The sequence below is a fragment of the Bradyrhizobium sp. AUGA SZCCT0431 genome, from assembly GCF_018131065.1.
Classification (GTDB): domain Bacteria; phylum Pseudomonadota; class Alphaproteobacteria; order Rhizobiales; family Xanthobacteraceae; genus Bradyrhizobium.
Genome location: NZ_JAFCLR010000039.1, coordinates 16,311 through 32,666, shown reverse-complemented (window position 1 = coordinate 32,666; position 16,356 = coordinate 16,311). Strand labels below are relative to the sequence as shown.

Annotated in this window: 17 protein-coding genes and 1 tRNA gene; 11 read left to right on the top strand and 7 right to left on the bottom strand. The window is 63.0% G+C overall.

The window, feature by feature from the left end:
* Positions 1-5 precede the first annotated feature (5 nt).
* The 3 genes from greA (at position 6) to JQ567_RS29605 (ending at position 1,589) form a co-directional block, all read left to right on the top strand.
* Positions 6-482, top strand: a complete 477-nt coding sequence (greA, locus tag JQ567_RS29615) for a transcription elongation factor GreA (RefSeq protein WP_212442094.1) — start codon at positions 6-8, stop codon at positions 480-482.
* Between the two features lie 129 nt (positions 483-611).
* Complete coding sequence (locus JQ567_RS29610; RefSeq protein ID WP_249165815.1) at positions 612-881, top strand: hypothetical protein; 270 nt, start codon at positions 612-614, stop codon at positions 879-881.
* A gap of 294 nt (positions 882-1,175) precedes the next feature.
* Positions 1,176-1,589, top strand: a complete 414-nt coding sequence (locus JQ567_RS29605; RefSeq protein ID WP_212442125.1) for a DoxX family protein — start codon at positions 1,176-1,178, stop codon at positions 1,587-1,589.
* Between the two features lie 135 nt (positions 1,590-1,724).
* Here JQ567_RS29605 and JQ567_RS29600 read toward each other — a convergent pair whose 3' ends face one another.
* Positions 1,725-2,204, bottom strand: coding sequence for an Lrp/AsnC family transcriptional regulator (locus tag JQ567_RS29600; RefSeq protein WP_192736745.1), 480 nt, complete (start codon positions 2,202-2,204; stop codon positions 1,725-1,727).
* A gap of 311 nt (positions 2,205-2,515) precedes the next feature.
* On the opposite strand from JQ567_RS29600, the gene trxB reads away from it, so the two are divergent.
* The 5 genes from trxB (at position 2,516) to JQ567_RS38740 (ending at position 6,829) form a co-directional block, all read left to right on the top strand.
* Positions 2,516-3,481, top strand: a complete 966-nt coding sequence (gene trxB, locus JQ567_RS29595) for a thioredoxin-disulfide reductase (RefSeq protein ID WP_212442093.1) — start codon at positions 2,516-2,518, stop codon at positions 3,479-3,481.
* A gap of 32 nt (positions 3,482-3,513) precedes the next feature.
* Complete coding sequence (locus tag JQ567_RS29590) at positions 3,514-4,407, top strand: LysR family transcriptional regulator (RefSeq protein ID WP_212032642.1); 894 nt, start codon at positions 3,514-3,516, stop codon at positions 4,405-4,407.
* 706 nt (positions 4,408-5,113) lie between these two features.
* On the top strand, positions 5,114-6,034 hold the full coding sequence (gene dapA / locus JQ567_RS29585; RefSeq protein ID WP_212442092.1) for a 4-hydroxy-tetrahydrodipicolinate synthase: 921 nt from the start codon (positions 5,114-5,116) through the stop codon (positions 6,032-6,034).
* Positions 6,035-6,412: 378 nt separating this feature from the next.
* The gene (locus JQ567_RS29580; protein ID WP_212442091.1) at positions 6,413-6,562 is read left to right on the top strand and encodes a hypothetical protein; all 150 of its coding nucleotides are present in this window, start codon (positions 6,413-6,415) and stop codon (positions 6,560-6,562) included.
* Positions 6,563-6,694: 132 nt separating this feature from the next.
* A complete protein-coding gene (locus JQ567_RS38740; RefSeq protein ID WP_283813432.1) occupies positions 6,695-6,829 on the top strand; it encodes a hypothetical protein in 135 nt (44 codons plus the stop codon).
* Positions 6,830-7,014: 185 nt separating this feature from the next.
* On the opposite strand, the gene JQ567_RS29575 is transcribed toward JQ567_RS38740, so the two are convergent.
* From JQ567_RS29575 to JQ567_RS29565, 3 genes are all read right to left on the bottom strand, one after another.
* On the bottom strand, positions 7,015-7,695 hold the full coding sequence (locus JQ567_RS29575; protein ID WP_212442090.1) for a ParA family protein: 681 nt from the start codon (positions 7,693-7,695) through the stop codon (positions 7,015-7,017).
* Positions 7,696-7,886: 191 nt separating this feature from the next.
* On the bottom strand, positions 7,887-8,180 hold the full coding sequence (locus JQ567_RS29570; RefSeq protein WP_409363640.1) for a hypothetical protein: 294 nt from the start codon (positions 8,178-8,180) through the stop codon (positions 7,887-7,889).
* A 114-nt stretch (positions 8,181-8,294) separates the two neighbouring features.
* Positions 8,295-8,657, bottom strand: coding sequence for a hypothetical protein (locus tag JQ567_RS29565; protein ID WP_249165813.1), 363 nt, complete (start codon positions 8,655-8,657; stop codon positions 8,295-8,297).
* A gap of 234 nt (positions 8,658-8,891) precedes the next feature.
* Between JQ567_RS29565 and JQ567_RS29560 the strand changes: the two genes are divergently transcribed.
* Entirely contained in the window at positions 8,892-9,644 is a 753-nt protein-coding gene (locus tag JQ567_RS29560; protein ID WP_212442088.1) for a hypothetical protein, read from the top strand.
* Between the two features lie 82 nt (positions 9,645-9,726).
* Here the strand turns inward: JQ567_RS29560 and JQ567_RS29555 are convergent.
* From JQ567_RS29555 to JQ567_RS29545, 3 genes are all read right to left on the bottom strand, one after another.
* Positions 9,727-9,804, bottom strand: a tRNA-His gene (locus JQ567_RS29555).
* A gap of 228 nt (positions 9,805-10,032) precedes the next feature.
* A complete protein-coding gene (locus JQ567_RS29550) occupies positions 10,033-10,467 on the bottom strand; it encodes a phasin (protein ID WP_212442087.1) in 435 nt (144 codons plus the stop codon).
* A 327-nt stretch (positions 10,468-10,794) separates the two neighbouring features.
* Positions 10,795-11,184, bottom strand: a complete 390-nt coding sequence (locus JQ567_RS29545; protein WP_212442086.1) for a phasin family protein — start codon at positions 11,182-11,184, stop codon at positions 10,795-10,797.
* A gap of 368 nt (positions 11,185-11,552) precedes the next feature.
* On the opposite strand from JQ567_RS29545, the gene JQ567_RS29540 reads away from it, so the two are divergent.
* A complete protein-coding gene (locus tag JQ567_RS29540; RefSeq protein ID WP_212442085.1) occupies positions 11,553-15,188 on the top strand; it encodes a PAS domain-containing protein in 3,636 nt (1,211 codons plus the stop codon).
* A gap of 90 nt (positions 15,189-15,278) precedes the next feature.
* Positions 15,279-16,235, top strand: coding sequence for a threonine/serine dehydratase (locus JQ567_RS29535; RefSeq protein WP_212442084.1), 957 nt, complete (start codon positions 15,279-15,281; stop codon positions 16,233-16,235).
* Positions 16,236-16,356 lie beyond the last annotated feature (121 nt).

Below are 16,356 nucleotides of genomic sequence, written 5' to 3'. Positions count from 1 at the left end.
AAGAGATGATGGAAAAGGTTCCGATGACCGCCGGCGGCTATGCCGCCCTCGAGGTCGAGTTGAAGCAGCGCCAGTCGGTGGACCGGCCGCGCATCATCGAGCACATCGCCGAGGCGCGCTCGCATGGCGACCTTTCGGAGAACGCGGAATATCACGCCGCCAAGGAAGAGCAGTCGCATAATGAAGGCCGCATCGCCGAGATCGAAGACAAGCTCGCGCGCGCCGACATCATCGACATATCGAAGCTCTCCGGCGACACCATCATGTTCGGCGCCACCGTCACGCTGGTCGACGAGGACACCGAGAAGAAAGCGGTGTGGCAGATCGTCGGCGAGCCGGAAGCCGATGCCAAGAAGGGCCGCATCTCCATCACCTCGCCGATGGCCCGCGCGCTGATCGGCAAGAAGAAGGGCACGACCGTCGAGGTCATGGCGCCCGGCGGCGCCAAGGCCTACGAGATCACCAAGGTCGAGTGGCGCTAGGCTAGCGCGACGTCTGCCCCGGCGGGCATTGCCCGCCGGCCCGGGACCGGAACGTGCGTTCGCGTGCTTCGGGATTTCGCCGCACCGGGAAAGCCGCAGTTGGGGAAGGCCGCATTTGGGGAAGACGGCATGCAACGAAATCATATTGTCGTTGCGCTTCCAGCTCTAACGCTGATGCTTTTCATTGGCGGTTGTCACGCTGCCGCGGCAGCCGAGCTTTCGATCCCGCCGCGCATCGCTCCCAAGGAAATCTCGATCCGGAGCGGTCCGCCGAACTGCAGCCGCTGGACCGACACCTGCGTCAACTGCACGCGCGGCGCCGACGGCGAGCCACCGACATGCTCCAACATCGGCTTTGCCTGTCAGCCCAAAGCCATCCGCTGCCTCGGCACGCAGTGATTCCAGTGCTGCTTCCCGCTTGGGTCCCGCGTTTCGCGACCCACGGCCGCGCCGCCCCAACATGAGGGTCTCAGACCTCATCGCTGAACTGGATCACGCTCTAGCGGCAGAGTGCCGCAGCGAAGTCACCTGGAAGTAACCTCGCGCGAGACGCGGCAAACACGCAACGCCCCGCATAATTCCTTTGCTGCTCGCCAAAACGTCATCGGATTCCGGCCGCCGCGCGCTTTTCCTCCAGGCCGCGACGCGATACCAAGTGGAACTCGATCCAACTTGGGGGACTACATGGACGCAATCGACAAGCTACTTTCGAAATTCCAGCCGCCAGCACTGAGCCTGTTTCGTTTCATCACCGGGCTGCTGCTGTTTCAATTCGGCGTCGCGAAGATTCTGAAGTTTCCGACAATTCCGCAGGGAAATCCCTACGCCTTCCTCAACAAGGTGGAATTGATGTCGCTACCCGGAGCCGCCGGTGCGATTGAGTTGGTTCTGGGCGCTCTTTTGCTGCTCGGACTGTTCACACGGCCCGTCGCCTTCATTCTTGCCGGTGAAATGGCCTTTGCATATTTTATGGGTCACGCGCCGAAGGGCTTTTATCCGCTCATCAACGGCGGCACGCTCGCGATCCTGTTCTGTTTCGCCTGCCTCTATCTGTCGACCGCCGGCGGTGGACCGATCAGCGTCGACGCGATGCGGAAGAAGAGCTGAGGAGCGTCGCTTCAAATTGCTTTCGTCATTCCGGGGCGATGCGAAGCATCGAACCCGGAATCTCGAGATCCCCCGATGCGCAATTGCGCATCTGGGGTTCGCGCTATCGCGCGCCCCGGGATGACGGGCTGATTCTCAGCCCGTCACCTTCAAATCGAGCGGCACCGCCGCTTCGTATTTCGAATTGTGCAGCACCAGCGACGTCCTGACATTGCGCACATGCGGCGCCGACGTCAGATGGGTGACGAAATCCTGGAACGTCGCCATGTCGGGCGCCACGCATTTCAGGATGAAATCCACTTCCCCCGACAGCATCCAGCATTCGCGCACCAGGGGCTCGGCGCGGACGAATTCCTCGAATGCGCGCAAATCCGCTTCGGCCTGGCTCGACAGGTGCACGGAGGCAAACACGGTGACGTCGAAGCCGAGCCGGCGCGGATCCAGCATGCCGCGATAGCCCTGGATGTAGCCTTCTTCCTCCAGCGTCCTGACCCGGCGCAGGCAAGGCGGCGGCGAGATGCCGACCCGTTTGGCCAGTTCGACGTTGGTGATTCGGCCATCGGCCTGGATTTCGGAAAGAATTCTAAGGTCGATCTCGTCGAGATTCTTCGACACGCGGTCCGGTTCCTTTGGGTTCCCTAGGTTCTTTGGGGCTGGCTGGGCTTGGGAAGGTGTTTGCCGGCAACACTCTTAGCGCAGCTGCCATCGATTGCGCAATTTTATTGCGCGTGCACTGCGCCATTTTGCGTGAATCCGGAGAAAACACCGCAGTTCCGGGGAAAATTCGCTTATTTGAATTGCAAATCTTGCATGGCTACCCAGATATCATAGACTTGCATTTGACACTTTTGGCGCCGCGCGACGCATTTCCCGGCGCTTCCCGCACAAGTCCTCATCAAAATCCTCCAAAGAGAGGGAATCTGCCGATGCCCGCGCCTATCCATGCCAAGGTCGTCATTATCGGTTCCGGCCCTGCCGGGTACACCGCAGCGATCTACGCCGCGCGGGCGATGCTTGAGCCGGTGCTGATCCAGGGCATCCAGCCCGGCGGCCAGCTCACCATCACCACCGACGTGGAAAACTATCCGGGCTTTGCGGACGTCATCCAGGGTCCGTGGCTGATGGAGCAGATGGAAAAACAGGCGGCCCATGTCGGCACCAAGCTCGTCACCGATCTCGTCACCAAACTCGACACCACGCAGCGGCCGTTCCGCCTGACCTGCGACAGCGGCGAGGTCTATCTCGCCGAAACCGTGGTCCTTGCCACCGGCGCGCAGGCGCGCTGGCTCGGCATACCGTCGGAGGAGAAGTTCAAGGGCTTTGGCGTCTCGGCCTGCGCGACCTGCGACGGCTTCTTCTATCGCGGCAAGCAAGTCATGGTGGTCGGCGGCGGCAACACCGCGGTCGAGGAAGCGATGTTCCTCACCAACTTCGCCTCGCAAGTCACCGTCGTGCATCGCCGCGATCATTTCCGCGCCGAGCGCATCCTGCAGGACCGCCTGTTCAAGAACCCGAAGATCAAGGTGGTCTGGGACAGTGCAATCGACGAAATCTGCGGCACCGAAAATCCGGGCAAGGTCACCCATGTGCGCCTGAAGAACGTCAGGAGCGGCACGCTGACGGAGGTGCCCGCTGACGGCGTCTTCATCGCCATCGGTCACGCGCCGGCAACCGAACTCGTCGCCGGCCAGGTCAAGCTGAAACCCTCCGGCTATGTCGAGGTGGCGCCGAACTCGACGGCGACGTCGGTGCCCGGCCTGTTCGCCGCCGGCGACGTCGCGGACGAAACCTGGCGGCAGGCGGTCACGGCCGCGGGCCTTGGCTGTATGGCGGCCCTCGAGGCCGAGCGCTTTCTCGCTTTGCGTGCGAGTGATCGGGCGGCGGCAGAATGATTACGCGTCGAACACGGGACGGATTCACGGACATGGATTGGGACAAGCTGAAGGTGTTTCACGCGGCGGCGGAAGCGGGCAGCTTCACCCATGCCGGCGAGCAACTCGGGCTTTCGCAATCGGCGGTATCGCGGCAAGTCTCGGCGCTGGAGCAGGAGCTTGCGGTATCGCTGTTCCATCGCCATGCGCGCGGGCTGATCCTCACCGAGCAGGGCGACCTGCTGTTCCGTACCGCGCATGACGTGTTCATGCAGCTGCAGGCGGCGCGCGCCAAGCTCACCGACAGCCGCGAGCGGCCGTCAGGCGACCTCAAGATCACCACGCCGCCGGCGCTCGGCATCAACTGGCTGATTCCGCGGCTCGACGAGTTCACCAGCCTCTATCCGGATATCCGCATCTCGCTGATCGTGACCGACGAGGATCTCGATCTGTCGATGCGCGAGGCCGACGTCGCGATCCGGACCCGCAAGCCGACCCAGCCGGACCTGATCCAGCGCAAGCTGTTCTCGATCGGATTCCACGCCTATTGCTCGCCGGAATACATCAAGCGCTTCGGCACGCCGCGCACCCTCGACGACCTCGACTCGCATCGCATCATCATGCTCGGCGATTCCCAGGTGCCGCCGCATCTGCAGAACCGCAGCTGGCTGATCGACGCCGGCCGCAACGGCTCGGGTCCGCGCGAGGCTTATTTCAAGGTCAACAACATCCTTGGTCTTGTCAGGGCCTGTCAGCAGGGGCTCGGCATCGCCGCCCTGCCCGACTACCTCGTCGAGGAGAACAACCGTCTGGTGCAGCTGTTCGGCGAGACCGACTCGATCCAGATCGACACCTATTTCGTCTATCCCGAAGAGTTGAAGACGGTGGCGCGGGTGCAGGTGTTCCGCGATTTCGTGGTGAGCAAGGCGCAGCGCTGGCCCTCCTAGCATTTCGGTTGTGACTGGAATTTCGGTTCTGATTGAATCAGAACCGAAGCTCTAGATTCTTGTTTTGACGCGTTTTCTTGACGCGAGCCGGTATCGATCCCGCATCACGTGCGGCACGGGCTTAGTTCGAAAACGCTTTCGCAGCGGCTGACGTTTCCCGCCTTCCGAATTAGCGGCTCTTATAAAGCCCCCGGTCTCCGCATGTCAGACATGCGGCTTAACCGGTTTACGCAAGCCGCAGATGGGGATCATAGTCCTTACACGCTGAGCGATCGTGTCGCGCATATGTCCCCCTCCTCCAGTGGCGCGGGCGCTCAGTAATCCCTCTTGGAAGGTGATTGTGTCGGCCTCACGTGGCCAATACCTTAAGCCGGGCTCTTTTGGGCCCGGCTTTTTTTTCTTCTCCGGATCGCTTCGTCTGCAGACGATTTCAGCTGAACCTTCTTCGTCTCCAGATCTTTTCTTCTCCCGTACGACAAACGTCGTCAACGGTGCGCGGATTGACAACGCGCCGTTGCACCATCATCATCGAGACATGATCACGAATTCGTGCACCGCTCTGTCGTCAAAAAAAGGTCCCCACCCGGGGACCCGAGATCGACGCGCGCGATAGATCTACCGCCAAGCCGATCCCGAAACCCCGCCGTCTGGACGGGGTTTTTTCATGTGTCCCGTCTCCGGCAAACGCCTTCAAGGAGATGGAACCATGTCTACCGATCCGCAAAACCGATTACAGGGCCTGTGGCTGCCCCTCGTTACGCCGTTTCGCAACGGCGAACTCGACGAGCCGTCGCTGCGCCGCATGATCAGGCACTACGCCAATAGCCCGGTCGACGGCTTGATCCTCGCCGCCACCTCGGGCGAGGGCATGACGCTCGACCTCGACGAACTCGAGCAGCTGGTGTCGGTGACCCGGGCCGAGATCTCCGGCAGCGGCCGCTATATCCCGATCTGTCTCGGCCTGTCCGGCGCCAGCACGCGCAAGATGCTCGATACGCTCGACGAGACCGCCGCCTGGCCGATCGACTTCTACCTGATCGCCAGTCCCCATTACACGCGGCCGTCGCAGCGCGGCCTGCTGCGACATTTCACGGTGCTCGCCGATCACGCCTCATGGCCGATCGTGCTCTACAACATCCCCTACCGGACCGCGGTCAATCTCACCAACGAGACCCTGCTGCAGCTCGCCGCACATCGCAACATCGTCGGCATCAAGGATTGCTCTGCCGACCGCGCCCAGTCGATCGAGTTTCTGGCGCGGCGGCCGAAAGGCTTTCGCGTGCTGACCGGCGAGGACGCGCACTATCACGAGGCGCTGGTCGATGGCGCCGACGGCGCCATCCTGTTGTCGGCGCATCTGGAGACCGAAGCGTTCGCCTCGGTGCGGACGCTGATGCAGCAGGGCGACCACCAGGGGGCACAGGCGTGCTGGGACAATCTTTCCGAACTGACACGGCTGTTGTTCGCCGAACCCAGCCCGGCGCCTGCAAAATACTGGCTGGCGCAGAGCGGACTGATCGACAGTGCCGAGGTCCGGCTGCCGATGGTGGAAGTCAGCGGGGAGCTCGCGGCGCGGCTCGATGCGGAGCGGGAACGGCGCGCGCCGGCCCTGTTGCGGCGGGCATAGCGAGGCGTCGCAGCGGCTCCCTCCCGCTTGCGAGCGTTGCGCACAAAAAAGCCGCCGCACGCGGAAGACCGCGGCGACGGCTTTTCTGTCGCTCCACACCGGCTCGGATGATGCGGAGGCGCATAAGGTGACCGGAATATCTTCCAATGGCGTGGACGCCGGCCAGAAAAATTGCCTGACCGCGTTGGCGCAATGTTAACCGCATTCGCCCGCGGTCGCCTCAGCCGATCGCCGCGTCACCTTTGCAAACGCCGCGGCGTTCCGGAACGCTGGTTAACGGTTGGTGAGGGCGGCGCTTCAAAATCGTCCAAAGCCTTGCCGTCAACTTTAAAATCTCGGGCGTATTGATGTCCTCATTGAGAAAACGGGGGACATCACATGATCGACCACACCAGTGACATTTGGAAATTTCCGACCTGCGAACGCGTCCAGCGAGTGCAGGACGTTCTGCTGGTTTCGTCCTTTGCCTTGTGGGCGACGCTGATCGGCTTCGCGCCGGTCGTGACCTGGCGCCTGCTGATGGCTTGAAGGCGAACGCAGCGCCTGCCGTGGTTAATCGGCGGTAGCACCTGCGGTCAAATGCGAGCGAAATTGTGACCGGGATTTTAAAAGCGGTCGCGTATCAAACTCGTCACAACGGAAAAAACGCGGGGGCGCGTCGTGGAAATCGAAAACAATACTCTCCCTGATCAACAGGGCTTTACGACCGAGGACGTTCTTTGGGCGGTCGGCATCTGGTCGGTGATCCTGACCATGTCGCCGGTCGTCGTGTTCTACATGCTGATGGTGGCGTGACTTCTTTCGCCGTTCCGGGGCGATGCGCAGCATCGAACCTCAGATGTGCAATTGCACATCGGGGAATCTCGAGATTCCGGGTCTGGTGCTAGCGCACCATCCCGGAATGACAACATCCAAATCCAGTCAGACAAAGAAAAACGCGCGGAGTCCCGCGCGTCTTTTTAAGTCCATAAGCGGCGTTGTTACGCCGCTTGCTTGTGCATGGCGCCGGAAGCCGACGCGTTGCCGCGGATGGCCTTGATCGAACGTTCGATCGCAGCCCACAGCCGGCTGATTTCCGCAGCGGCCCGGCCTTCCGCATAATATTCGCGGGCGCCTTCGCCGTTACCAAGCGCCAGCAACAGATCGGCACGGTTGGTGATCTGACCGCTCCACACCGGCGCACGGAATTTGACCAGTGCTTCACGCGCGATGGTGACGATGCGGCTTTCAACGCCGTCCCGGCTCGCGGGGGCACCGTTGATGACGACCGCGTAGGGCTTGCGCGCCGCACGGCAGGTCTGAATGGTTTCCTGCACGGCATTGACGTCAAACACGCCGGGCCGCGCCGGAATGATCACCATCGTGGCGTTCTTGATGGCGTCGTCGACGACGGCCGACAAATTCGGCGGCGTGTCGATGAACACCCATTCGATGCCGTCGCGCTTGGCGGCGGCGATAATTCCGCTGACCGAATTTACCGCGGCCTTGATCGGCGGCTCGTTCGTTCCACGCAATTTGTGCCAGAGAGTAAGCGATCCCTGCGGATCAGCATCAACCATCAAACAGGGCTTCGTCGACTTATGGACATGCGCAGCAATGTGAGCAGCCAGGGTACTTTTTCCCGAGCCCCCCTTACGCGAAGCAAAAACTATGACGTTCATACCTTGGCCTCCAGATTGACCCCAGAAGCCGAAAATGAATCAGCGCACTGATTCGTGAAAGAAAAATTTGCTGCTTATTGCGAAGAAGCCACTGATTAGCCAATAAAGTTGCTTTTTGAGTCACACTGCGTGCGACCGCGCAATCCGTGATGGAATCGCAAAAGTGGAATCGCCAGAGTGGCTTGATCGATTCAGCGCATGCTTTTTGTGCGCTGTCGTTCGATCCACTTGCGCTCGATCCACCCGAGCAGCTTCGCCATCGGCGTCTGCAGAAACGGGACGTCCTGCGCGAACAAAAGGAGTCCAAGCGGCAGCATCCAGAGTCCAAGCACCGGCAAGATGCTGAAAATGCCGCCGAGGATCAGCAGAATAGCGATCGGAATCCTGACGTAGCGCGACGACGGCTTGCGCAGCCAGCCGACGAATCTGGCCGGGCCGGCCGGCAGCTTGGCTTCGAACCAGGCAAAATGCCGGTCGAGCTCCATTTGCGATTCTTTGCTCAATGAATCTCTCCTCGTGCTGAAGAGATGTTCTCTCGCAGCGAGAGGCACAAGGCGTCAGTCTGTCGCGCGAAGGGGGCTTGAAATGGCATGCCGCGCTCAGGTCGAGGCTGGTTTTGCCGGTTTCTTGGGCTTGCGCGCCTTGGCCGCGGATTTGCGCGGGGCCGCCGGCTTGATCGCCATGGGCCTGCCGGCGGGCGCTGAAGCGGCCCGGCTCGGTTCGGGACCGGATCTGAATTGCGCCCGACAGGGCGGCGAAAGCTGAGACTTCCTGGCGACCATGCAGGCCGTGACGCGCTCGACATTGGGGATTTCGGAGCTGCAAAGCCGGAAAGCGTCGCTGGTGCAGGCCTGTTCCTGTTCAGGAGTGTAGCTCTGACCCGAAGCCGGCAGCGATGAAAATGCGAGCGCCGTCGCCAACACCAAACCAAACCCGAAATTGCTGATCCGAAAAGTCGCCATGAATCCCCCCGAGGCAATGATTCCACGAATTGTGGGTGAACCGCCCGGGATTGGCAAGCAGGGGTGGACAACAGGCCACAGCACAAGCGCGGCGACCAGCGCTGATTTCACCGGCCGGGCGGGCGGCAGAATGGGCAGTGAATTAGGGAATTGGCAGACTGGGCAACGCAATGACCTTTTCGGAACGGCCTGCTAACCGCATAACTTGCCGCGATCAGTTCGCGGAGCCGAAGAATGAAATTGTTGGCCGACCAACCTGACCTATCCTTCGGCGCCATCTTCCGTTCGGTGTGGAATGGCATGCTCGACGTGTTTGTTCGGCTGCGCTTCCTCGCGCTGGTCGGCCTGCTGATCTATCTCGTCGTGGGGGTTCTGGGATTCGTTGCGCCTGTTATCGCTGACAACCCGGTGCTCCGGGAAGGCCTCGATGCGATCAAGACCATCCTGCTTCTTCCGATTGAGATCGCGATATACCGCCTGCTGATCCTTGGCGAAGCCTCTTCCGGCTACGAGTTCGCGATATTCGCGCCACGCTTCCGGCGCTTGCTCGGTTGGACCGTCGTGCTGTGGGCACTCATCACCCTTCCACCCTACCTGTCAGGCCTGATCACGCCGTCCGAGGACGCAGATTCAATCGCGACCATCGCAACCGCGATCGTCGTCGTCGTCGCCCTGGTGCGGCTGGCCATTCTTTTTCCGGCGATCGCGGTTGATGCGCCCGGTGCCTCGCTGCGCAATGTGCTGGCGGATACGAAGGCTCGAAGCTGGTTGATCCTGAAAAGCTTTTTTATTGTGCTGCTGCCGGTACTGGCCGGGCTCCTGGCGGTCGGCTTGATCAGCGACCTCGACGATCTGCCCAGCTGGTGGAGCGCAGCCAGAATAGCGTTCGACAGCCCGCTCGAGTTGCTGGCGACGGTGTTGGCCGCCGCGACCGCATCGCGGCTGTATGGCTGGATCGGCCATCAGGTGAAGGGCGTGCCGACCTGATCCGGTCAGGCATCATTGGCCGGACACGCGCTGCGGGCAGCGCAACGAATCCGGCGGTCTCCGGGAATATCCGCGGTGGGGTTGGTACAGTTGGGTGGGCTCGAACCACCGACCTCCTGTTCCACAGACAGGCGCTCTAACCAGACTGAGCTACAACTGCATCCTGCGCGAGCCCCCACGAAAAAAAGGGGGTGCGAATGGGCGGGAAACTAGGTGCAACGCCACGCTTTGGCAAGGCCACCAGCCACCCGATTATCAGTCGTTTCGGGGGCGGACAAAGTTCATTTGCTTCGGGGCATCGATGGCCCACCCCTGCGAAAGGCCGGCCCAGGGGCAACAAAAAAGCCCGGGCTGAGCTGCCCGGGCTTCTTCGAACCTTAATGCGGGCTCAGGCGGCCGGCTGCTGGTACTTCGCGGCCGACGCCTTGATCGGTTCGACGGTTTCGGTCGCAACCTTCTGGCCGAGTTCGGCGAGTTCCTTGGCCTGGGCCGAAAACGTCTCGAACTGCTTCTTGGCGTGCGAGGTCCACAGCTCCATGGCAGCTGCCGGCGTCTTCACGCTGAGCAGGTCCTGTGCGAAGTCGAGCGAGGTCGTGGTGTTGGCCTTGAAGAACTCGAACAGCTTGGCCGAGTAGGCGCTGGCACCCTTGTTGGCCGAGGTGAACACGGCTTCCATGGTGCCGTTATGGCTCTCGGCCACATCCTTGAACTTGGCGTAGTTGTCGCGCGCCTGCGAAACGCCCTTTTCGGCGAACGCGCGCACCTGCTCGGGGACTTCGAACGGAATGATGGAGGCGGAGAACGGATCGGTCGAACTGGTCATTCGCATGCTTCCTTCGCAACGGGGTGAATTGTGGTGACCCCTTGCGAACGCCACCGGTGAAAAACGCCGGTAGCGCCGTACTGGATCACACGGTCTCTGCTTGTTTGAGCACGATCTTCTCGGAATACCGGTACATATTTCCGGATCGAACTCCGGTCTTGGGGAGTGCCCATCGTCGGGCATGCCCAATAAACACCCTTATCATGTCAATTTTGTGCAACGCAAAGCAAAACAATGTGCACTGCGACATACATTGCCCGTTTTGCGTGTATTTTAAGCATCTAAATCCTAAAGTAGACGAGGCGAGGCTTTTGAAGCATGTGTCCTTCAGGCCTCTCCTGAGCTCTTGGGCTTCGCCGCATCCATCGCGGCCCGGCTGACGATCTGACCCATCTCGCTGGCTTGCTCCGCCAGCGCACGCATCTGGCCCTGCACATATTCGCTGTGCAGCCGCATCACCTCGGTCAGATCCTTGGCCTTCAGCAGCGCTTGCGCGTAGTCCAGCGAGGTCTGCACGTTCTTTTCGGCGAAGGCGACCGCCTTGCTGCCGATATCCTTGACGTTGGTGCGCGCGGCAGCGCCGCGATCCTCGAACGAGCCCGCGGCCTGGTGCGCGGAGGAGAGGAATTTCTCGAAGGTCTGGCGGGCCTGCTCGAAGCTCGCCTCCGCCATCGATCGCATCTCCTTTGGAATCTCGAAACGGCCATCGTCGCTCATGGTCCCACTCCTGTGCTGTTGGCGGGCTGCTTGGCAGGCGTCCAGCTATCGCTAAAAGACCTCACCGGCATGATGCCGTGTCGGCGGTTCCGCATCGTGCACCTTGGGCCGAAGGCCTCGGGTTCACATCGTGAACCTCCGGCGGTCTTTTGCAACAAGCTCAACGCCGCAGAGGCCGGTTCGTTCAGCCGGATTAAGGTTATCGCGGCTTAGAATACCGCTTGGGTCCGCCCGGCCGTGGACCTGCCGCGCCGCGCTTGCGATACTGGCGATCCACTTGCGATCCTGCAGGGCAGTCAGCGCTTGGGCGCCGATTCGCAAAAATCATCTTCGAGCAGAAGGCTCACATCCACGGTCATGTCGCGCTGATGAATAATGCCGAACTCCAGATGCTAGCGCTCGGCGATCCGCGGCTGGCGGTGCACGCGACGAGCGCCCTGGCCGCATGGCTGTGGTCGAGCGACGGCACGCGGGTTCTGTGGGCCAATCCGGCCGGCGCACGCTTGTTCGGCACGGCCAACAGCACGGCGCTGGCGGGAAAAATTTTCGGACCGGCCGATCCGCATCGGCGGCAGATCGCGCGGCTCGCCGGCCGCCTGCTTGCGGGCGGCGCGGTCCGGCTGGAGCGGCTGCAAGGTTTTGGCGCGACGCCCGGCATGCTCGCGACCTGCGGCTGTTCGCGGCTCGATCTGCCCGATGGCAGCCACGGTATTTTGATTGCCGCCGGCAACATCTCAGGCCGCGCCATGCCGCTGACGGAACGGCTGCAGCGGCTGGTCGAGGGTCTCGCGATGCCAGTCGCGGCGTTTACCCGTGACGGCATCCTGATCGGCACCAGCGATACGGCGCGTCCCCTGCTCGGCTTTCACAATCTGGTCGAGGCCGGCCTCGACGATGCGCGCCAGGACGCGCTGAAGCAGAGCGCCGTCGCAACCGCGATCGACATCGGCCGCATGGTGCTGCAACGGGTTGGCGCTGGCGCCGACATCGGCCTCGTCGCGCTGATCGTGCCGGATGCCGTGCACGCCGCAGCACCAGAGCCCGTCGCGGCGGCGCAGCCACAAGAAGAGCAGCCGCAACAAGAATTGCCTGAACCACCCGAGCCGCCGGTGGCGGGCGTTGTCGCGAACGATCCCGCACCCGAACCGCCGCAGCCCGCCCCCATGGGCGAAGCGCCGGCCGCCTTGGCGCTGTTCGACGCGCTCGCAGAGGCGCCGGAAGAAGAACCCGAAACCGAGCCGGTCGCCGCGGCGGCGCCGTCCAGCAGCGAACCATCCACCGCGTTGCCACCTGAACCATCGCCTGACGTCGAAGCGGTCGCTGACGAGGCCGACCCCTCGCCCGCTGACGCCGCGGCACCTGCATCATCCGCCGAAAAACTGACAGCGCCGATCGCCGCCGCACCCGTCAAGGCACCGTCCTGGTTCGACGAGCCGTCGCCGCATGCCCGGCGGCTTCCGTTGCGCTTCATGTGGCAGGTGGACCAGGAAGGCCGCTTCACGCTCGGCGCCGATGAATTCACCCGGCTGATCGGCCCCCACACCACCGCCGGCTTCGGCCGGTTGTGGAGCGAGATCGCGGAAGCCTTCGGGCTCGATCCCGAAGGCCGCGTGATGAAGGCGTTTGCCACGCGCCAGACCTGGAGCGGCGTCACGCTGAACTGGCCGGTCGATGGCGGCGCGCGGCTGCCGGTCGAATTGTCGGGCCTGCCGATCTTCGATCGCGCACGGCATTTTGCCGGCTTTCGCGGCTTCGGCGTTTGCCGCGATCTCGACGGCCTGGCGCGGCTGGCCGCCTTGCGCCGCTACGAATTCTTCGGTGGAGCACCCGCGCCGATCGCGCCGGAACCGCGCTCGGCTGATATCGTCCAGGCGGGCCCAGCGTCGGATTCGGTCGGCCCCGAGTTGCCCGCGCAGGACCTGTCCGCGGAGGGCGCGCCTCAAGAAGCGTTGCGGCAAGAAAACGTCAGCGAGAACGTGACCGCGCAGCCGACCGCGGCAGAAGACCCGCCCGAGGAATTTGTCATCGAGACCAGCGTCGCGTCGCCTCCCGTTACGGAATTGCCCGAGCCGATTGCTTCCGAGATTTCACACCCAACCGATCTGGATGCCGCCGTGGATACCCCAAAGGATACTCTGGCAGAAATGCAGGCGGAAACGCCGAAGAACGTTCTGCCGTTCCGCCCCCCCGGCGACACCAAGCCGCCATCGCTGACGCCGGTCGAAAACAGCGCCTTCAACGAACTCGCGCGGCAATTGTCGGCGCGGCTCGAGAGCGAGAACGGCAATGAGGCGACACAGGCCGTCACCGGCCTCGATGAAACCGTGGTCGAGAACGCCGCATCGACGGACGCGTATGCGGCAGTTTCACAGGAAGCCGCGAGCGATGCCCCGGTGCAGCCGGAATGGCTGGCCCCCTCCGAGCCGCCGGCGCGCGGCGAAAGCAGGCGCGACAAGGCGCTGCTCGACTTGCTGCCGGTCGGCATTCTGATCTACCGGCTTGACCGGCTGCTCTACGCCAATCCCGCCTTCCTCACGCAGATGGGCTATCCGAGCCTGCATGCGCTGGAAGATGCCGGCGGCCTCGACGCGCTCTATGTCGAGCCCGGCGTCTCCAACGCGCCCTCGACGTCGGACACCGGCACGCCGGTGATGATCTCCGCGAGCCAGCCGCAAGCTGCGGAACAAGGCTCGGAAGAAGACCCGGAAGGGCGCGCATCGACGCCACCGGCGGCGACCGACGCGCGCCTCTACACGATTTCATGGGACGGCGATTCCGCGCTCGCTTTGATCTTCTCGGGCGCGCGCGGCGAAGCGGCGGCCGTCGCCGCTGCGATCGCGGAAGCTGTGCCGGTTGCCGAACCGCCGGCACCCGAACCGTTGCCGGCGGGCCACGCCGATGCCGAAGAACTCGGCGCCATCCTCGACACCACGGCCGAAGGCATCGTGATGTTCGACGCCGAGGGCAACATCAGCTCAGTCAATCGCAGCGCCGAAGCGCTGTTCGGCTATGACGGTGAGGACCTGGCGCAGCGCAATCTGGCGGATCTGTTCGCGCCGGAAAGCCAGCACGAGGTGTTCGACTATCTCGCCAGCATCAAATCCGAAGGTGTCGCCAGCCTGCTCGAGCACGGCCGCGAGACGCTCGGGCGCGAGAGCAAGGGCGGCTTCATTCCGCTGTCGATGACCATGGGACGGACAAAGGCCGACGGTCCGAATTTCTTCGCGGTGTTCCGCGACCTGTCGCAGGCCAAGCAAAGTGAGAACGAGTTGCGGGAAGCGCGCCGGCTGGCCGAGCGCGCCGCCAACGCCAAGGCGGACGTGCTGGCCCGCATCAGCCATGAGGTGCGCACGCCGCTCAACGCCATCATCGGTTTCTCCGAAGTGATGATCGGCGAACGTTTCGGTACACTCGGCAATGAGCGCTATGTCGAATACATGAAGGACATCCGCGCTTCCGGCGAGCGGGTGATCTCCATCATCAACGACCTGCTCGATCTATCGCGGATCGAGACCGGCAAGCTCGACCTGTCGTTCACCAACCAGAATCTCAACGAACTGGTCGAGAGTTGCGTCGCCGTGATGCAGCCGCACGCCAACCGCGAACGCATCATCATCCGCACCTCGCTGGCGCACACGCTGCCGCCGGTGATCGCCGACGCGCGCGCGTTGCGCCAGATCACGCTCAACCTGATCGGCAATTCGATTCATCTCGCCAATGCCGGCGGCCAGGTCATCGTCTCCACGGCGTTGTCCGATTTCGGCGAGGTGATGCTGCGGGTCCGCGATACCGGCCACGGCCTCAACGACAACGAAGTCGCCGCCGCCCTGGAGCCGTTCCGCACCCCGGCACCATCCGATCAGGCCTCCGACGGCGCCGGCGTCAGCCTGTCGCTGACCAAGGCGCTGGTCGAAGCCAACCGCGCCCGATTCCAGATCAAGACCGGCGCGCGCTCGGGCACGCTGATCGAGGTGGTGTTCTCGCACGCGACCGCGAAGGCCTGAGCGCAGCCGTCAGATTTTTGCGAGAACAGGTTTTTAGTTTCGCGATGCGGGCTTCGTCACACTGTAGGCTGCAAGCTGCGGGAGACTGCCATGGATGGACCTGGTGAAGCCGTAACGCCGCAAGCCATCGCAGCGTGCGAGAAGATCATCCGGCCCTATATCAGGCGCACGCCCGTGATCGAGACCGATGGCAGCGAGTTCGGGCTGTCCGCCGGCGCAATCTGCCTCAAGCTCGAACTGCTGCAGCACTCGGGAGCGTTCAAGGCCCGCGGCGCCTTCACCAATCTGTTGACCCGAGATATCCCCAAAGCCGGCGTCGTCGCAGCATCGGGCGGCAATCACGGCGCTGCGGTCGCCTATGCGGCGATGAGGCTCGGCAAACCGGCCAAGATTTTCGTTCCCAGCGTGTCTTCTCCGGCCAAGATCGCGCGCATCCGCGAGTACGGCGCCGATCTCACCATTGAGGGCGATGGCTATGCGGATGCGCTCGCCGGAAGCGAAGCATGGGCGCAGCAAACCGGCGCGCTGCCGGTTCACGCATTCGACCAGAACGAAACCATCATGGGCCAGGGAACGATCGGCCTGGAGCTCGACGAACAGCTTCCCAACATCGACACGGTCCTCGTTGCGGTTGGCGGCGGCGGGCTGGTTGCAGGGATAGCGGCCTGGTACGCCGGCCGCATCAAGGTGATCGGCGTCGAGCCGTTTGCGTCGCCGACGCTGACCAGGGCTTTGGAGGCCGGACGTCCCGTCGATGCGGAGGCCGGCGGGCTGGCGGCGGATTCGCTGGCGCCGCGCCGCGTCGGCGAGCGTGTATTCCCGATCGTGCAGAAATACGCGCCGCGCACCGTGCTGGTGACCGACGACGCGATCGCCGAAGCGCAGCAGACGCTGTGGCGCGCCTTGCGCATCGTGGCGGAGCCGGGCGGCGCCGCCGCCTTTTCGGCGATCCTGTCAGGCGCCTATCGGCCGGCCGACGGCGAACGTGTGGCCGTTGTCGTCAGCGGCGGCAGCACGGCCGCGGTGAATTTCGATATCACGCGCTGAGAAGGCGCGGGTATCTGCCGCTCCCGGATCGCCGCGGTACGGCACAATTTTTGCTCGAATCCAGCTGCCTGAATGCATCCGAACCCGGATCGCCTATTTGTCAGGCAACTGGATTGGCCGA